At 69.3% G+C, this 16,810-nt stretch carries 13 protein-coding genes and 1 other RNA gene; 6 read left to right on the top strand and 8 right to left on the bottom strand.

Annotated features, from left to right (window positions below; all coding sequences use genetic code 11):
- Nucleotides 1-2 precede the first annotated feature (2 nt).
- The 3 genes from ACWEOI_RS31385 to ACWEOI_RS31375 all read right to left on the bottom strand — a co-directional run bounded on the left by ACWEOI_RS31385 (nt 3) and on the right by ACWEOI_RS31375 (nt 6,205).
- A complete protein-coding gene (locus ACWEOI_RS31385) occupies nt 3-3,017 on the bottom strand; it encodes a bifunctional [glutamine synthetase] adenylyltransferase/[glutamine synthetase]-adenylyl-L-tyrosine phosphorylase (RefSeq protein ID WP_433666995.1) in 3,015 nt (1,004 codons plus the stop codon).
- 201 nt (nt 3,018-3,218) lie between these two features.
- Nucleotides 3,219-4,559, bottom strand: coding sequence for a glutamine synthetase family protein (locus ACWEOI_RS31380; protein WP_213560277.1), 1,341 nt, complete (start codon nt 4,557-4,559; stop codon nt 3,219-3,221).
- Between the two features lie 128 nt (nt 4,560-4,687).
- The gene (locus tag ACWEOI_RS31375) at nt 4,688-6,205 is read right to left on the bottom strand and encodes an alpha/beta fold hydrolase (protein ID WP_433673433.1); all 1,518 of its coding nucleotides are present in this window, start codon (nt 6,203-6,205) and stop codon (nt 4,688-4,690) included.
- Nucleotides 6,206-6,371: 166 nt separating this feature from the next.
- On the opposite strand from ACWEOI_RS31375, the gene ACWEOI_RS31370 reads away from it, so the two are divergent.
- The 5 genes from ACWEOI_RS31370 to ACWEOI_RS31350 all read left to right on the top strand — a co-directional run bounded on the left by ACWEOI_RS31370 (nt 6,372) and on the right by ACWEOI_RS31350 (nt 10,958).
- Nucleotides 6,372-7,502 (top strand): S1C family serine protease, encoded by a 1,131-nt coding sequence (locus tag ACWEOI_RS31370; protein WP_452361923.1) that lies wholly within the window; start codon nt 6,372-6,374, stop codon nt 7,500-7,502.
- Between the two features lie 109 nt (nt 7,503-7,611).
- Entirely contained in the window at nt 7,612-8,463 is an 852-nt protein-coding gene (panB, locus tag ACWEOI_RS31365; RefSeq protein ID WP_452361922.1) for a 3-methyl-2-oxobutanoate hydroxymethyltransferase, read from the top strand.
- A 201-nt stretch (nt 8,464-8,664) separates the two neighbouring features.
- Nucleotides 8,665-9,111 carry a hypothetical protein gene (locus ACWEOI_RS31360; protein ID WP_433666998.1) on the top strand — a complete coding sequence of 149 codons (447 nt, stop codon included), beginning with the start codon at nt 8,665-8,667 and terminating at the stop codon, nt 9,109-9,111.
- The gene (pip, locus tag ACWEOI_RS31355) at nt 9,111-10,067 is read left to right on the top strand and encodes a prolyl aminopeptidase (protein WP_452361921.1); all 957 of its coding nucleotides are present in this window, start codon (nt 9,111-9,113) and stop codon (nt 10,065-10,067) included. Before ACWEOI_RS31360 ends, pip begins: the two co-directional genes overlap by 1 nt.
- Entirely contained in the window at nt 10,068-10,958 is an 891-nt protein-coding gene (locus ACWEOI_RS31350; RefSeq protein WP_452361920.1) for a CHAD domain-containing protein, read from the top strand.
- A gap of 33 nt (nt 10,959-10,991) precedes the next feature.
- On the opposite strand, the gene ACWEOI_RS31345 is transcribed toward ACWEOI_RS31350, so the two are convergent.
- The 4 genes from ACWEOI_RS31345 to rnpB all read right to left on the bottom strand — a co-directional run bounded on the left by ACWEOI_RS31345 (nt 10,992) and on the right by rnpB (nt 14,552).
- Complete coding sequence (locus ACWEOI_RS31345) at nt 10,992-12,479, bottom strand: RNB domain-containing ribonuclease (protein ID WP_452361919.1); 1,488 nt, start codon at nt 12,477-12,479, stop codon at nt 10,992-10,994.
- Nucleotides 12,480-12,493: 14 nt separating this feature from the next.
- Complete coding sequence (locus ACWEOI_RS31340; RefSeq protein WP_357096850.1) at nt 12,494-12,820, bottom strand: hypothetical protein; 327 nt, start codon at nt 12,818-12,820, stop codon at nt 12,494-12,496.
- 388 nt (nt 12,821-13,208) lie between these two features.
- A complete protein-coding gene (locus ACWEOI_RS31335; protein WP_433667006.1) occupies nt 13,209-14,027 on the bottom strand; it encodes an SPFH domain-containing protein in 819 nt (272 codons plus the stop codon).
- 93 nt (nt 14,028-14,120) lie between these two features.
- An RNA gene (gene rnpB, locus ACWEOI_RS31330) (RNase P RNA component class A) lies at nt 14,121-14,552 on the bottom strand.
- 30 nt (nt 14,553-14,582) lie between these two features.
- On the opposite strand from rnpB, the gene ACWEOI_RS31325 reads away from it, so the two are divergent.
- Nucleotides 14,583-15,470: an alpha/beta fold hydrolase gene (locus tag ACWEOI_RS31325; RefSeq protein ID WP_433667007.1), complete on the top strand. Its 888-nt coding sequence runs from the start codon at nt 14,583-14,585 to the stop codon at nt 15,468-15,470.
- A gap of 37 nt (nt 15,471-15,507) precedes the next feature.
- Here ACWEOI_RS31325 and ACWEOI_RS31320 read toward each other — a convergent pair whose 3' ends face one another.
- Nucleotides 15,508-16,740, bottom strand: coding sequence for a bifunctional RNase H/acid phosphatase (locus ACWEOI_RS31320; protein ID WP_452361989.1), 1,233 nt, complete (start codon nt 16,738-16,740; stop codon nt 15,508-15,510).
- Nucleotides 16,741-16,810 lie beyond the last annotated feature (70 nt).

Genomic DNA, 16,810 nt, shown 5'->3' with positions numbered 1-16,810 from the left:
TGCTACTCGCCGCCGAAGACCCTTTCCACCACCGTTTTCGCGCGGCGGGTGACGCGCATGTAGTGGTCGAGGAACTCGCTGCCGTCATCGTTGGGCCAGCCCGCGACCCGGGCTACCGCCGACAGGAGGGTGCCGGGGCCGGGGAGTTGGTCGGCTGGTTTGCCGCGGACCAGGACCAGGGCGTTGCGGGCCTTGGTGGCGGTGAGCCAGGCGTCGCGGAGGAGTTCGGCGTCGGCGGTGTCGATGAGTTCGGCGCGTTCGATGGCGTCGAGGGATTGCAGGGTCGAGGTGTTGTGGAGGTCGGGGACCTCGTGGGCGTGCAGCAGTTGGAGGAGCTGGACGGTCCATTCGATGTCGGCCAGGCCGCCGCGGCCCAGTTTGGTGTGGGTGGCGGGGTTGGCTCCGCGCGGGAGGCGTTCGGAGTCGACGCGGGCCTTGATACGGCGGATCTCGCGGACGCCCTCGGGCGACATGCCGCCCTCGGGGTAGCGGACCGGATCGATGGTGCGCAGGAAGCGGACTCCGAGTTCGGGGTCGCCCGCCACCTGATGCGCGCGCAGCAGCGCCTGGACTTCCCACGGCTGCGCCCACTGCTGGTAGTAGGCGGCATACGCGGCCAGGGTGCGGACCAACGCGCCGTTGCGGCCTTCGGGGCGCAGTCCGGCGTCGACCTGCAGCGGCGGGTCGACGCTGGGCGCGCCGAGCAGGCGCTGCACCTGTTCGGCCACACTGACAGCCCATTTCACGGCGACCGTCTCGTCCTCGCCGGGGCGCGGGTCGCAGACGAACAGCACATCGGCGTCGGAACCGTAGCCCAGTTCCATGCCGCCCAGCCGTCCCATGCCGATGACGGCGAAATCCGCGGGCGCGGGCCGGCCGAGTTCGGCCTCACTGGCCCGGATCACGGCCTGTAGCGCGGCTTCCAGGGTGGCGATCCACACCGAGGACAGCGCCTCGCACACCTGCTGGACGTCGAGCATGCCGAGCACATCGGCGGAGGCGACGCGGGCCAGTTCGTGCCGGCGCAGCGAGCGGGCCGTGGCGACCGCGCGCTTGGGATCGTCGTAACGCCGTGCCCCGGACAGGATTCCGCGCGCCACATCCGAGGGCTTGGTGGCCAGCAGCAGCGGCCCGTTGGGGCCGTCGGCGTACATGCGGATGGTCTCGGGCGCGTTGATCAGCAGGTCCGGCAGGTAGGCCGAGGAGCCGAGCACGATCATCAGCCGTTGCGCGATGGCCCCTTCGTCGCGCAGTTCGCGCAGGAACCAGATCTCGTTGTCGAGACCCTCGGAGACCCGCCGGTAGGCGAGCAGGCCCGCGTCGGGATTCGGTGTCTCGCCGAGCCATTCGAGCAGGGTGGGCAGCAGCAGCGCCTGGATGCGGCCCTTGCGCCCGACCTCACCGGTCAGCGCCTTGAGGTGGCCGAGCGCGTTCTCCGGGGACACGTAGCCCAGCGCGGCCAGCTGCCGCACGGCCGCCGCGGGGCTCAGCCGCAGGGCGGCGGCGTCCATGCGCGCCACCGAGTCCAGCAGCGGCCGGTAGAAGAGCTTGGCGTGCAGCCGCCGCACCCGCACCGCATTGCGTTTGATCTCGCTGGTGAGCACGCCGACCGCGTCCTGGCGGCCGTCGGGGCGCATGTGCGCGGCGCGGGCCAGCCAGCGCATGCCCTCCTCGTCCTCGGGGGCGGGCAGGGTGTGGGTGCGCTTGAGCTTCTGCAACTGCAGCCGGTGTTCGAGCAGGCGCAGGAATTCGTAGGAGGCGGTGAGGTTGGCGGCGTCGTCGCGGCCCACGTAGCCGCCCGCGGCCAGCGCGCCCAGTGCCTCCACGGTGCTCTGCACGTGCAGCGACTCGTCGGCCTTGCCGTGCACCAATTGCAGCAGCTGGACGGCGAATTCGACATCGCGCAGACTGCCGTGCCCGAGTTTGAGCTCGCGTTCGCGCAGATCGGCGGGCACCAGGTCCTCGACGCGGCGGCGCATGGCCTGCACATCGGCCACGAAGTCGGGCCGTTCGTTGGCCGCCCACACCATGGGCATGAGGGCCTTCTGGTATTCGCGACCGAGGTCGAGATCACCGGTGGCGGGCCGCATCTTGAGCAGCGCCTGGAATTCCCAGGTGCGCGCCCAGCGCTTGTAGTAGGCGACGTGCGAGTCCAGGGTGCGGACCAGCGCGCCCGCCTTGCCCTCGGGCCGCAGCGCGGCGTCGATCTCGAAGAACGCGGCGCTGCCGACGCTCATCATCTCGGCGGCGAGCCGGGTGGCGGTGGTGTCGGCCGGTTCGGCGACGAAGATGACGTCCACGTCGGAGACGTAGTTCAGTTCCCGCGCACCGCATTTGCCCATGGCGATGACAGCAAGGTGCACCGGCACCTCACGGTCCTGGCACACCCGCGCGACCGCGACCGACAACGCCGCGGTGAGCGCGGCGTCGGCCAGATCGGTGAGGTGCTGACCCACCTGCTCGTACGGCAGCACCGGTTCGTTCTCGACGGTGGCGGCCAGGTCGATGGCGGCCAGCAGCATGAGCTGATCGCGATACCGCTTGCGCAGCAAGGCGATCGCCTCGGGCCCGGAGATCCCCGCCCGGTACATCATGGGCCCGGCCGCGGCCCCGTTCTCCGGGACGGCCTGCACGGCGTCCAGCAGATCCGCCAGCACTTCCGCGCGGCTGGGCAGCGTGGGCCGCCGCAGCAGCCGCCACGCGCCCGGATCGGCCACCAGGTGGTCGGCGAAGGCACTGGAGGAGCCGATCAGCGCGAACAGCCGCCCGCGCAGCGCGGAGTCGCGGCGCAGTTCGGAATCCACGGCGGCCCAATCGCTCCCGAGCTGCTCGCGCAGCCGGATCAGCGTCAGCAGCGCCAGATCGGCGTCGGGGGAACGCGACAGCGCCCACAGCAGGGGAACGCTGTCCACGTTGTCCCACGCCAACTCTCGCAGAGAGGCGGCGGCCGACGGCTCGAGCAGACCGAGCCGCCCGACACCGGGCACAGCGGAACGAGCAGTCGGTGGCCGAACCATGCCCACCAAATTACAGGCCGCGACCACCAGACATGCCACCCATCCCACCCAAACCAGACACTGTGTCCAATCCGCTTCCGGTCCGCGACGCCACCGAGTGGCCGCGGTGACGAGCCGATCGGGTCCCGGGAGTGCCGGCGTGAGACGCGAATCGGGCCGCAATCGCGAGGATTGCGGCCCGATTCGGGTGCTTTGCCGGGTTCAGAGACCCAGGTATTCCTTCAGCTCGTACGGCGTCACCTGAGCGCGGTAGCCCGCCCATTCGCGACGCTTGTTGCGCAGGAAGAAGTCGAAGACGTGCTCGCCCAGGGTCTCGGCGACCAGCTCGGACTTCTCCATCGCCTTGAGCGCCTCGTCCAGGGACGCGGGCAGCTCGCGGAAGCCCATGGCGCGACGCTCGGCGGAGGTCAGCGACCACACGTCGTCCTCGGCCTCCGGCGGCAGCGTGTAGCCCTTCTCGATACCACGCAGACCCGCGGCCAGCAGCACCGCGAACGCCAGGTACGGGTTGCAGGCGCTGTCAGGGCTGCGGATCTCGACACGACGCGAGGCCGACTTGTTCGGGGTGTACATCGGGACGCGCACCAGCGCAGAACGATTCGAGCGACCCCAGGAGGCGGCGGTCGGGGCCTCGCCGCCGTGGATCAGGCGCTTGTAGGAGTTCACCCACTGGTTGGTGATCGCGGAGATCTCGTGCGCGTGCTCGAGGATGCCCGCGATGAAGGCGCGCGCGGTCTCGGACAGGTTGTCCGGGTCGTCCGGGTCGGCGAAGGCGTTCTGCTCGCCCTCGAACAGCGACATGTGGGTGTGCATGGCCGAACCCGGGTGGTCGGCGAACGGCTTGGGCATGAAGCTCGCGCGCACGCCCTCGTCGATGGCCACTTCCTTGATCAGGTAGCGGAAGGTCATCACGTTGTCGGCCATGGACAGCGCGTCGGCGTAGCGCAGGTCGATCTCCTGCTGGCCCGGCGCGCCCTCGTGGTGGCTGAACTCCACCGAGATGCCCATGGACTCGAGCGAGTCGATGGCGTGGCGACGGAAGTTGGGGGCCTCGTCGTGCACGGCCTGGTCGAAGAATCCGCCATTGTCGGCGGGGATGGGCGCGGTGCCGTCGTGCGGGCCCGGCTTGAGCAGGAAGAACTCGATCTCGGGGTGCACGTAGCAGCTGAAGCCGAGGTCAGCGGCCTTGTTGAGCTGGCGGCGCAGCACGTGGCGGGGATCGGCCCAGGACGGCGAGCCGTCGGGCATGGCGATATCGCAGAACATGCGCGCCGAGTGCTGGTGGCCCTTCGAGGTGGACCACGGCAGCACCTGGAAGGTGGACGGATCCGGCTTGGCCACCATGTCCGCCTCGGAGACCCGGGCAAACCCCTCGATGGCCGAACCGTCGAAGCCGATACCCTCCTCGAACGCACCCTCGAGCTCGGCGGGCGCGATCGCCACGGACTTGAGATATCCCAGGACATCGGTGAACCAGAGACGCACGAAACGGATGTCCCGCTCTTCGAGCGTCCGGAGCACGAATTCCTTCTGACGGTCCATGACCGCGAGCGTAGGGTCCCGGAGTTAAATCCGTGTTACATACGCCGACAGATTCAACTCTCGGAACTGTCAGCAGTGACGACCCCGAACCGCGCGGAGATTCCGGCGCGCGGCCCGGGCGTCGCCGATCAGCAGGTGAGGCCCTGGGCGGGCTGCTTCAGGTCCACGAGATAGTCGATGACCGGGTCGTCGACGCATTTCACACCGGACAGCGACACCGTGTGGCGTGTCCCGTTGAAGGTGATGAGCGAGGCGCCCAGCTGCTGGGCCAGGTTCACGCCCGCCTGGTAGGGGGTGGCCGGGTCCTCGGTCGTGGAGATCACCACGACCTTGGGCAGGTTCGGGATCGAGATCTTGTGCGGAGTGCTGGTACTGGGGACCGGCCAGATGGCGCACAGTTCCAGCGGCGCGGCATCGCTGCCGTGCCCGTCGTCGAGGAAGGGCGCGACACGGCGGTAGTCGGCGTCCTGCTTGGCGGCGACGGCGCGATCGGTGACGGCCGGGTCGTCCACGCAGCGGATGGAGTTGAAGGCGTCGGCGCTGTTGTCGTAGGTGCCGTCGTCGTGGCGGCCGTCGTACATATCCGCCAGCGCGAGCAGCGTGTCGCCGCTGCCCTGGGCCAGTTCGCGCAGGCCCTTGGTGAGGGCGGGCCACAGGCGGTTGGAGTACAGGGTCTGCTGGACGCCGGTGATGGCGTCGCCGTAGTGCAGGCCGCGACCGTCCTGGGTGGGCACCGGCTTGTCCCACAGCGGGTCGACGAGAGCGCGGAACTTCTTGGTGGCCTGACCCGGGTCGTCGCCGAGCGGGCAGTTGGTCTTCTCCTTGGCCGCGCAGTCCGCGGCGTAGGCGTCGAACGCCTTCTGGAAGCTGGCCGCCTGCGCCACCGACTCCTTGACCGGATCCTGTTCCGGATCCAGCGCGCCGTCGAGGACCAGGGCGCGGACCTTGTCGGGGAACTTCTCGGCGTAGGCGTAGCCCAGGCGGGTGCCGTAGGAGTAGCCCACGTAGGTGAGCTTGGGGTCGCCGAGCGCGGCCCGGATCACGTCCATGTCCTGTACGACCTCGCGGGTACCGACGTGGCCGAGGAACTCCTTGCCGGTGCGCTCCACGCACTTGTTGGCGAAGTCCTTGTTCTCCGCCTCGAGCGCGGCGATGCCGGCGGGCGAGTTGTCCCGGTTCGGCTCGGCGCGCTGGGCGTCGTTCTCGGCGTCGGTGCGGCATTTGATCGCGGGCTGCGACGCGCCGATACCGCGCGGATCGAAGCCGACCCGGTCGAAGCGGTCGGCGAGCGCGGTGCTGTCACCGAGGGTGACCATGCTCAGGCCGGTCACGCCCGGGCCGCCGGGGTTGAACAGCAGCGAACCGATCTTGTCGCCGTTCGCCTTGACCCGCGAGATGGCGATCTTGGCGGTGGCCCCGCCGGGATTGGCGTAGTCGACCGGCACGGTGACCCGGGTGCACTCGGCGTCGCGCGGCATCTGGTCTTCGCTGTACTCGCGGCAGCTGCCCCAGTTCAGGGTCTGGTTGTAGAAGGATTCCATCCCCACCGGTGCCGACGCGGTGGGATTGCCGTCCACCACGCTGGTGCACGCAGCCGCGGTCATCGCCAACGCCGTCGCCATGAGCACGACCCGGCCGGTTCGCATCAACGCCATCCCACGATCGTGCCATGTCACGGTTTCGGCGATGGTGGAGGTTCGGTGCCGGTCCTGTCCGGTACGTGGGTGTTCGCACGGAAAGTCCCCAGGCCGCTCTCAGAAACCGCATGCTTAATGGGAGAGAACCGGGGGGCTCTACGTACGAGGGGATGCCATGTCCGTGCAACCACTTTCGCCGAATCGGTCCACCACCCGCTCGTCCCGCCTCCGCGCGCTGCGTATCGCCGCGGCGGCGGTGGTCGCGCTGACCGCCACGCTGGGACTGGTCGCGTGCGGGCCCTCGACCATGCCGGGTGCGCCGATCGCGGAATCGCCGGGCGGGGTGACGAAGAGCCGGCCCATCGACTTCACCACCGCGCCAGCCGATCTCGACGCGGCCGCGCGAAATGCGGTGCCGGGCATCGTGGATATCGACACCGAGCTGGGGCTGCAGAACGGCGAGGGCGCGGGCACCGGCATCGTGCTCGGTTCGGACGGCCTCGTGCTCACCAACAATCACGTGGTGGAGGGCGCGACCAAGATCTCGGCCACCGACCTCGGGAACGGGCAGACCTACGAGGCCACCGTGGTCGGGTTCGATCGCAGCGAGGACATGGCCGTCATCAAACTGAGCGGGGCGTCCGGGTTGCAGACCGCGCCGCTCGGCGACTCCGACAAGGTGACGGTCGGCGACCCCGTGGTCGGTGTCGGCAATGCCGGCGGCCGCGGCGAGCCCACTCCCGCCCAGGGCACGGTGACCGCGCTGAACCGGTCCATCACCGCCAGCGACGACGCCACCGGCAGCTCCGAGCAGCTGACCGGTCTCATCCAGGTGGCCGCGAATATCGAACCCGGCGATTCCGGCGGCCCGCTGGTCGACGCGACCGGCAAGGTGATCGGCATGGACACGGCCGCGTCAAAGGGCTTCCGGTTCAGCATCGGCGGCGGTCAGGGCTTCGCCATCCCGATCAACAAGGCCGTCGGGGTGGCCAAGCAGATCCAGGCGGGCCAGGGCTCGGACCGCATCCACATCGGCGACACCGCCTTCATCGGCGTCTCGGTGACCTCCGCCGGGGGCGGCGCGCAGATCCGGGGCGTGGTGCAGGGCGGGCCCGCCGACCAGCTCGGACTGGCCGCCCGCGACGTCATCACCGGCCTCGACGACCACACCATCACCACGGCCACCGACCTCACCGCCACCATGGACCTGCACCACCCTGGCGACACGGTCACCTTGAAGTGGACCGACGCGACCGGGCAGAACCGGTCCGCGCGGGTCCAACTGGCGAAGGGACCGGTCGGCTGAGATGTGAGGAATTGCATTCCTGGGGTGAGCGGCCGCGATGGCAGACTGAGGACGTCAGAACAACCCGGGGACCCGGCACGGGCCTCGAGGAACGACGAAAGGGACGATGATGTCCGTATCCGATGCGGAAACCCCTGTGTACGGTTCGGCGCCGAAAACTCCCGCAAAGCGGAAGACGCGAGTGCAGCACCTGCAGCAGATGAAGCAGGCGGGCGAACGCTGGTCCATGCTCACCGCCTACGACTACTCCACCGCTCGGCTCTTCGAGGAGGCCGGGATTCCGGTCCTCCTGGTCGGCGACTCGGCCGCCAATGTGGTGTACGGCTACGACACCACCGTGGCGATCACCGTCGACGAGCTGATTCCGCTGGTCCGCGGCGTGGTGAAGGGCGCTCCGCACGCGCTGGTCGTGGCCGACCTGCCGTTCGGCAGCTACGAGTCCTCCCCCGAGCAGGCGCTGGCCACGGCCGTGCGGTTCATGAAGGAGACCGGAGCGCACGCGGTGAAGCTGGAGGGCGGCGAGCGCGTCGCCGACACCATCCACAAGCTGACCGCCGCCGGCATCCCGGTGATGGCGCACATCGGGTTCACCCCGCAGAGCGTCAACACGCTGGGCGGATTCCGGGTGCAGGGCCGCGGCGACGGGGCCGAGCAGCTCGTCGCCGACGCCATCGCGGTGCAGGAGGCCGGGGCCTTCTCCGTCGTGATGGAAATGGTGCCCGCGGAGCTGGCCGGGCAGGTCACCCGCAAGCTGACCATTCCGACCGTCGGCATCGGCGCGGGCGCGGAATGCGATGCGCAGGTGCTGGTCTGGCAGGACATGGTGGGCTACACCGGCGGCAAGACCGCCAAGTTCGTCAAGCAGTTCGCGGATGTGGGCGGGCAATTGCGCACCGCCGCAGCCACTTACGCCGACGAGGTGCGGCGCGGGGTGTTCCCCGGCCCGGAGCACAGCTACTGAGCCGTCCGGCCGCGTACCGAACGAGAACGCCCCCGCGATGATCGCGGGGGCGTTTCGCTGAGGCCACCCGCCGACGCCCCACCCGCCCGCGTTCCATAGCTTCCGGCTATCTCTCAGCCTTCGGGCCCGTCGACTCGGTCCACAGCGCGAATTTGGTGGCAGACTCGAAAGCCAACGAGCTGGAACGACCAAAGGGAATTCATGGATCGTGGAACGAGTCGCTGGATCCGCCGTACCTCGCTGCTGGGCGCGGCGTTGGCCGCCGTCGCGCTGACCGCGGCGTGCGGGGACAACACCTCCACCGGGTCGTCGCAGCCCAAGGGCTCCGGCTCGCCGCTCACCTCGGCGCCGACGACCGCCCCGAGCACCGGTGCGGCCTTGAACATTTCCGAGGATCAGGCCAAGCAGATCTGTGACATGCTGCGCCCGCAGCTGTCGGACTGGCGGGTGCAGGGGCCGACGCTGGGCAAGATCGCGTTCAACGCGACCGTGCTGCAGTGGGCCACCCAGAACGGCTTCCTGCTGCAACTGCCGGGCGATCGGGGCGTGGTCGACCGGGTCACCACCAAGAGCTGTTCCGACGTCCGTGATCAGACGCTGTCGGCGCTGGAGATCCCGAACATGGCCGCGGGCCTGGTGGCGGGCTGATGCGCACCCCGTACCCGGCGATCGAGCCCTACGAGCAGGGCAAGCTGGAGGTCGGTGACGGTCAGTCGCTCTACTACGAGGTGAGCGGCAATCCGGACGGCAAGCCCGCCGTCTTCCTGCACGGCGGACCTGGTGGCGGCACCGCGCCCTATCACCGGCAGTTCTTCGATCCCGAGGCGTACCGGATCGTGCTGTTCGATCAGCGCGGGTGCGGGCAGTCGACGCCGCACATCGCCGACGGGGCGAGCCTCGAGCACAACACCACCTGGGATCTGGTCGCCGATATCGAAAGGCTGCGAACGCATCTGGGCATCGAGCGGTGGCTGGTGTTCGGCGGATCGTGGGGTTCGACGCTGGCGCTGAGCTACGCGCAGACCCACCCGGACCGGGTCACCGAGCTGGTGCTGCGCGGCATATTCCTGTTGCGGCGCAAGGAAATCGATTGGTACTACAATGGCTCCGCGGGGTACGTGTACCCCGACGAGTGGGAGAAGTTCCTGGCGCCGGTGCCGGAAGCCGACCGCGGGCGTGACCTCGTCGAGGTCTATCACCGCCTGCTGCACTCCCCCGATGCCGCTCTCGCCACCGACGCGGCCGTCGCGTGGTCCACCTGGGAGGGTGCCACGAGTTCCCTGCTGCCCCAGCCGGATCGGGTCGCCGAGACCGCCGATCCGCGCTTCGCGCTGGCCTTCGCGCGCATCGAGAACCACTACTTCGTCCACGGCGGCTTCCTCGACGAGGGACAGCTGCTGCGTGACATCGACCGCATCGCCGACATTCCCGGCGTCATCGTGCAGGGCCGCTACGACGTCGTGTGCCCGGCCACCAGCGCCTGGGATCTGCATCGGGCCTGGCCCGGCTCGGAACTGCACGTGGTGGCCGACGCCGGCCACGCGGCCCTCGAACCCGGCATCACCCACCATCTGGTGGAAGCCACGGACAAGTACAGGACGTAGATGAGCACCACAGCCGGTCCCGCCTTGGTCGACGCAGTAGCCGCCGATGTGGACCGGCTGTGTACGGCCGAACCCGATGTGCGCCAGGACCTTCCGGACTCGGTACACAAGATGCGGGTGGCCACCCGGCGGCTGCGCAGCGTACTGAAGTCCTACCGCCGGGTGCTGCGCCGCAAGGCCGTCGGCGAGATCACCGACGAATTGCGCTGGATGGCCGGACTGCTCGGGGTGGCCCGAGACGCGGAGGTCCGCGCGGAACGCTTCACCGAGTTGCTCGTCGCCACCGGGGGGTCACCGGAGGATGCGGTGCCGACGGACGAGAAACCCACCCACCACCAAGGTTTCGCCCAGCGACTCATCGCAGAGGAGCGCGACACCTATGCCGGAGCCCACCGCGCCGTAGTCACCGCATTCGGAGACCGCCGCTACACCACACTGATCGGCAATCTGCACGACCTGATCACCGACCCGCCGTTGAAGGAGTCCCGGGCCGGCAAACCCGCGGAACCGGTCTTCACCAAGGTCCTGCGCCGCGACCTCCGCAAGCTGCGCCACCTCGTGCACGCCGAGCACGGCCTGTCCGGCGACGAGCGCATCGAGCGCCTGCACGATATCCGCAAGGCCGCCAAGCGATTGCGCTACTCCGCCGAAGCCGCCACCGCCGTCCTCGGCAAACCCGCCGAAGACCTCGGCAAGAAGGCCAAGCACTTACAGGGGGTACTGGGCGATCACCGCGACGCCGTGGAAGCCCTGAACACGATCCGCACCCACGCCGTCGACGCCGACGCCAGCTACCAGCACCTCTGTGACGCCGAGGCGGCAGCGGCAGCCACGGCGCTCGAGCAGTATCCGGACGCGGTGGAATTCGTCCACCACCACCCACTGAGCTGACCGGTCGGCAGCGGTCCGCCCCTCCGCGACGGGTCAGGGTGTCGGGGTGGGTTCGGGTTCGGCTCCGGGCGCGTAGGCGAAGGTGACGGTGCGGGTGACCGGGTCGGCTTCGGCGAGACGGACCTGGACGTTCTCGCCTTCGGGTGGGCGGCCGGTGCATTTGGCGAGGACGGGTGGGTCGGCGATGAAGATCTCGGCCGGGCGGGTGCCGTTGGCCTCGCGGAGCACGACGGCGTCGAAGTCGGTGTGCAGGCGCGGGGACAGGACGGTGGCCTCGGTGAGGTCCAGGCAGGCGCGGTCGACCTTCCCGGCCAGGGCGTCGGTACGGCGCATGGTGTCGACAGCGGCGGCGAGCTCGTCGAGGACCCAGTGCGGGACTTCGGTTTTCGCGCAGTAGGCCAGGCAGATCTCGGTGGCGTAGCGGTCGGCCAGGCGCCGCAGCGGAGCGGTCACGTGGGCATAGGTCCCGGCGATCGCGCTGTGCCGCAGGGTTTCCGGGTCCTGACCGTTCAGAATCGTGTAGGACGCGCCGCGCAGCAGGCTGACGGCCTCCGACATGAGCACCAGGGCGGCGGGGGTATTGCAGTCCAGACCAGCCAGCATGCGACCCACCGACTCGTCCGGCGGCCAGGCCACCCCGACCGCCGCGGCGGTGCGCCGCATGGACTCGATAGCGGCGGGCGGAGCCGGGGGCATGGTCCGCAGCAAACCCGGAAGCGCGGGTTTGCCGGAGCCGTTCGAGTTATGTCCATCGAGCATGATTCTGGCCGCACACATACCGGTCAGCAGGGAGACCTGTTCGTTCCAATCGTCCGCGGCGGTGCGCGGCTCGATAGCGAGTTGCCAGTGATCGACTCCGGATTGCGCACCGTCGCGCACCACGGTCTGGGCGGGCAGTCGCAGCGTGATCGCGCCGCGCTCGATGCCGGCCGCGATGCGCAGCCGCCCGAAGTCGGGCAGCGCGGCGATCGACGGGTGCAGGCGGCCGTTGTCGGCGTCGGCCTGCACGCCCTGATAGTCGAGGCGGGCGCGGGAGCGGACCAGGGCGCGGGTCACCGAGAACCGCACCGGTTCGGCGTGCGCGTCGCATTCGATGGTCCACAGCGCGGCCGGGCGGTCGACGTCGGGCAGCAGGCTGGCGAGGCCCTCGCTCAGCACCGGCGGGTGCAGCGGGACGGTGCCGTCGGGGAAGTAGAAGGTCTGGCCGCGGGCCAGGGACGCGCGGGCCAGTGGCCCGCCGGGGACGACCACCGCGGCGACGTCGGCGATGGCGTAGTGGAGGAGGAATCCGCCGCTCGGGGTGCGCTCCAGGCAGACGGCCTGGTCCAGATCCATGGCACCCGGGGGATCGATGGTGACCAGCGGAATCTCCCGCCGGTCGGCTCGGGCGCCCGCGAACGCGTCGACCGCGTCGCGGGCTTCCGAGACGGCCTCGGACGGGTAGTCCGAGGCCAGTCCGAACTCGGTTCGGACGGCGCCGAAGTCCACCGGCGCCGACACGATCCGTTGATGCAGTTCCACTGCGGAGACTGGCCCTACTGCAGGGCCAGCATCGTGCCGTTCAGCTCGTTGAACGGACCGTACACGGTGAACACCACGCGGCCGCCCGGGTACTGCGACGACAGCAACGCGGCCGAGTCCAGGGCTTCCCCGAACGACGCGGCCGACGGATGCGGCAGGCCGGCGATGACCTGTCCGAAGTGGTTCTGCGCCACCCACTGAGTGTCCGCCGCGGTGAGATCCACCTGAATTCCGCCCGGCAGCGGCGTCACGGCCACCGCGGAGGCAGAACCGGCACCCAGCACAGCGGAGGCGGCAGCGGCGAGAAGCGCCCCCACTGCCAGTTTGCGAGCAATTCGCATTGAGACGAGACCTGCTTTCCGACGATTGTCGAGCCCTTGTCCCGTCGCGGACCGCTACGGGACTTTCCAACGCGCAACACTTTATGACGTCGATCACGTTCGGTGCCAGTTCAAGGCGGATAACCCGCCCGACACGCCGAGCCGCGCCGGTACACACCGTGTGGCGCGCCGCAATTCTTATCCAACCGGATGGTTCGCGCAGGGAAGCGGGCGAGCGGTGTCGATCACGCCGCCCGCCCGCCTGTTTTCCCGCGGCCGCACTGCTCGCCGCGCGGTGCGCCTACCTACCGCGCAGTCCGCCCGGGAACTTGGCACTGAAGAGTTTGAATCCATACGCGATGGCGAACAGCACCACGATGGCCGCCGGTTGAACGACACCAGCCATGACTTACTCCCTCATCTCTTGCGACGCGCCGGGCTCCTCCGGCGCGGTCTCGGCCGGCATCCGCCCGCTGCGCTCGAGGAAACGCAGCAGCTCCACCGGGAACGGCAACACCAGGGTCGAATTCTTCTCCGCCGCAACCTGAACCACGGTCTCCAGGAATCGCAGCTGCAATGCGGCGGGGGCGTCGGACATATTGGCGGCGGCCTGCGCCAGCTTCCGCGAGGCCTGCAATTCGCCCTCGGCGGAGATGATGCGGGCGCGGCGTTCGCGTTCGGCCTCGGCCTGGCGGGACATGGAACGCTTCAGCGCGTCCGGCAGGGCGACGTCCTTGATCTCGACGCGGTCGATGTGCACGCCCCAGTTCAGGGCGGGCGAGTCGATGAGCAATTCGAGGCCCTTGTTGAGCTGCTCCCGATTCGACAGCAGATCGTCGAGTTCGCTCTTGCCGATGATCGAACGCAGGGATGTCTGCGCCACCTGCGCGACCGCGAACAGATAGTCCTGCACCTCGATGAGGGCGCGGATCGGATCCACGACCCGGAAATACACGACCGCGTCCACCCGGACCGTCACATTGTCCCGCGTGATGCCCTCCTGCGCGGGCACCGGCATCGTGACCACCTGCAGGGAGATCTTCGACATCTTGTCCACGCCGGGAATCAGCAGCCGCAATCCGGGATCCCGCACGGCCCGCACCCGCCCGAGCCGGAACACCACGCCCCGCTCGTATTGCGTGACCACCCGTACCCCGGCCGCCAGGCCGATTCCGGCGATCACGACGATGGCGGCGAGCCATCCGATCAACAGATACAGAACATCCATGGCGAGCTCCGCGAAAATATCTCCGCGCCATCGGAAATCCGACGGTGTGCCTCCATGATGGCACCGGACGGTGAACCCCGCGACGGGGAAAGGCGGACGAGTCGGTCTGTAAGCCGGATCCTGTCCCCGACGTCGAAACGCCGGGTGGCGACCATCCATCTGGACACACCGTTGCCGGGTGCCTCGAGCGGTCCACCCGCAGGCTCGGGCGAGCAGCCCTCGAACACCTGCGCAGCCGCACTCTCGCGAGTGCGGCCTTCGACCTTGCTCCGGGCGGGGTTTACCTAGCCGCGCCGGTCACCCGGCACGCTGGTGCGCTCTTACCGCACCGTTTCACCCTTACCGGCGGTGCACTTCTCGCGAAGTGCGGCCCGCCGGCGGTTTGTTTTCTGTGGCACTGTCCCGCGGGTTGCCCCGGGTTGCCGTTAACAACCGCCCTGCTCTCCGGAGTCCGGACTTTCCTCGGCGACAGGCTGTGGCACACGTGTTGCCCGTTCCTCTCGCCGCGGCCGCCCGACCGACTCGTCCGCGGCCACCAGGGTACGGTAGGGCGTCATGGAGCGTGTCGAGGTGGGGTTCCCTTCGGGTGTCGAACAGTGCGCCGGCTGGCTGTATCTCCCGGATGGACCGCCGCGTCCGCGCCCGCTGGTGGTCATGGGGCACGGCCTGGGGGCGGACCGGGAAATGGGGTTGGATCGGTACGCGCGCCGTTTCGCGTCGGTGGGAATCGCGGCTCTGGCCTTCGACTATCGGCATTTCGGGGCCAGTGGGGGCGAGCCCCGGCAGGTGATCAATATCGCGCGGCAGCGTGAGGACTGGCACGCGGCGATCGCGTTCGCGCGCACGATTCGCGGGATCGATGCGACGCGAATCGCTTTGTGGGGTAGTTCTTTCGGCGGCGGGCATGTACTCGCCGTCGCTCCCGACGACCATTACATCGCGGCGGTGGTGGCGCAGTGCCCGTTCACCAGCGGCTGGTCCTCGGCACTGGCGAAGGGACCGTTCAGTCTGATCAAGACCGGCACGCTGGCGGTGACGGATCAGGTGGTGGGGACGATCATTCGGCGTCCGATCACCGCGCGGCTGGCGGGCAAGAAGCACTCCGCTGCGTTGATGAGCGCTGCCGACGTGCCCGCCGGATTCGGGCGGCTCGCCGAGGAGAGCGCGCAGTACCGGCCGAAGGTGGCGGCGCGGATCGGGCTGTCGACGCTGTTCGACAATCCGACGCGGCACGTCAAGGACATCAAAGCGCCTGTGCTGTACGCGATCTGCGACAACGACTCGGTGGCCCCGGCAGGCCCCACCGTGAAGGCGGCCGAGCGGACCAAGCACGCCACCGTGAAGCGCTATCCGATCGGCCATTTCGACATCTACTTCGACGACTGGTTCGAGAAGGCCGTCTACGACCAGACCGAATTCCTGATGGCGACCCTACGTCCGTGAACCGAACCCCCTGCGGCGCAAGGGGTTACCAGTCCCCTCAGAGATACGACGTGTCGTTGACCAGGCGCACCGACGAGCCGCCGTCCGGATAGAACTCCGCGATCGACAGCGACGCCAGATCCAGGTGCAGCCGGTACAGCAGCGACGGACCCACCCCGAGCGCCAGCTGCAGCAGCGTCTTGATCGGCGTGACATGGCTGACCACAAGCACATTCGCACCCGGATACAAGGCCACCAGATCCCGCCGCACCGACTCGACGCGCTCCCGCACCTGATCGAAGCTCTCGCCGCCGGGCGCGGGGATCGAGGGATCGCCCAGCCACTGCCCGTGCAGCTCCGGATCCTGGTCCCGGGCTTCCAGGAACGTCATTCCCTCCCAGGCCCCGAAGTCGGTCTCGGTCAAGCCTTCCAGCACCCGCACCGGCAGCCCGAGCGCCTTCCCGGCCGCCTCCGCGGTCTCCCGCGCCCGGCCCAGCGGGGAGCACACGATGGCCTCGATCCCGCCCTTGCGGGCGAGCATGGCCGCCGCGTTCTCGGCCTGCTGCCGGCCGAGCTCGGTCAGCGGCGGATTGCCGCGGCCCGAATACCGGCGCTCCACCGACAATTCCGTCTGCCCGTGCCGGAGCAGCAGCAGCCGCGTCGGCCGCCCGATCGCCCCGGTCCAGCCGGGTGCGGGCGTGGCAGCGGACGCGGGACTGTCCACGACGCCGCCCGCCACCGCGGCGGCGATCTGCCCCAGCGTGCCCTGTCCGCTCCCGGAATCGCGTTCGGCCGCTGTCGAATTCGATGCGCCGGATCCGAGTTCGGCCGGTCGGCCGAGCGCCTGACCCGACTCCCGCAGCGCCGTGCGGACCTCGGCGACGGTGTCGGCGTCGTCCATGGCCTCGTTGGCGAGCCGGTCCGCGTGCGAGTTCTCCTTGCGCGGAATCCACGCGAAGCTCACCCGATCGAACCCGGCCACCAGCCGCCGCGCCCGATCGGCGAGCGGAATCATGGACTCGTGCTTGACCTTCCAGCGGCCGGACATCTGCTCGACGACCAGCTTGGAGTCCATGCGCACGGACACCTCCCGCGCACCCAGCTCGGCGGCGGCCTCCAGACCCGCGATGAGCCCGCGGTATTCGGCGACATTGTTGGTGACGACCCCGAGGAATTCCTTGCGCTCGGCCAGGACGCGCGCACGATCGGCGTCCCAGACCACCGCGCCGTACCCGGCGGGGCCCGGATTGCCGCGCGAGCCGCCGTCCGCCTCCACGATCACCATGTCCACCAACGCTGTTCACCTTCCGTGCAGGTCCGAGAATCCGCCGGCGGGTCACGCCGCCGTGGCGTCGAGGTCC

It is taken from the genome of Nocardia sp. NPDC004340, from assembly GCF_053602575.1.
The sequence above is the reverse complement of the archived record's forward strand: the minus strand, read 5'-3'. Positions and strand labels throughout refer to the sequence as shown.